Source organism: Acinetobacter sp., assembly GCF_036659555.1.
Lineage (GTDB): Bacteria > Pseudomonadota > Gammaproteobacteria > Pseudomonadales > Moraxellaceae > Acinetobacter.
In genome coordinates, this window is sequence record NZ_JAVXCI010000049.1 from 6,665 (window position 1) to 7,715 (window position 1,051).

Annotated in this window: 1 protein-coding gene; it reads right to left on the bottom strand. The window is 52.0% G+C overall.

Annotation, left to right across the window (positions count from 1 at the left end; genetic code table 11):
- Positions 1 to 1,051: glutamine-hydrolyzing carbamoyl-phosphate synthase small subunit (carA, locus tag RSA72_RS08270; protein ID WP_332633011.1), on the bottom strand; the 1,051-nt coding region annotated here is incomplete at both ends.

Consider the following 1,051-nt stretch of genomic DNA (forward strand, 5'->3'; position numbering starts at 1 on the left):
AGATGCTTCGATAAGTTCGATGAAATGATCGAACAATGGTGCGCAGTCATGCGGGCCAGGGCTTGCTTCAGGATGGCCTTGGAAGCTGAACGCCGGCTTGTCTGTGCGATGAATCCCTTGAAGGGTTTGATCGAACAAAGACTTGTGCGTCGCTTTCAGGTTTGCAGGCAAAGTTTCTGCCTCCACTGCGAAGCCGTGGTTTTGCGAAGTAATCATCACTGTGCCGCTTTCAAGGTTCTGCACAGGATGGTTTGCACCGTGGTGGCCGTGAGGCATTTTCACAGTTTTAGCGCCGGAAGCCAGCGCAAGGATCTGGTGGCCCAGGCAAATGCCGAATACAGGCAGGTTGCGGGCATCTTCTACAATGGTTTTTACAGCTTCAATTGCGTAGCCGCATGCAGCTGGATCGCCAGGGCCGTTCGACAGGAACACGCCATCCGGATTCAATGCAAGCACGTCAGCGGCAGGAGTTTGCGCAGGTACGACAGTCAATTTGCAGCCGCGGTCTGCAAGCATACGCAAGATGTTGGTTTTGACACCGTAATCGTATGCAACGACATGGAATTTAAGTTCAGGCTGAGAGAAGCCTTGGCCTAGCGTCCAAGAGCCTTCAGTCCATTCGAAGCCTTCGGGGTCGCAGCATTCTTTCGCAAGGTCTAAGCCGTTTAAGCCGCCGAATGCGCGCGCTTTTTCTAATGCCTGTTCTTCAGTGATGTTTTCGCCAGCAAGGATGCAGCCATTCTGCGCGCCTTTGTCGCGCAGAATGCGCGTCAATTTGCGCGTATCAATGTCGGCAATTGCCACAACATTGTGTTCTTTTAAGTATTCGCCTAAAGACTGCGTAGACCGGAAGTTGCTGTGCAGTAAAGGCAGGTCGCGGATGATCAATCCGTTGGCCCATACTTTATGAATCCGGCCGGATTCGGCGTCTTCATCATTGCAGCCGGTGTTGCCGATATGCGGGTAAGTTAGAGTAACAAGCTGCTGCGCATAGCTTGGGTCAGTCAAAATTTCTTGATAGCCAGTCATGGCAGTGTTGAAAACGACTTCA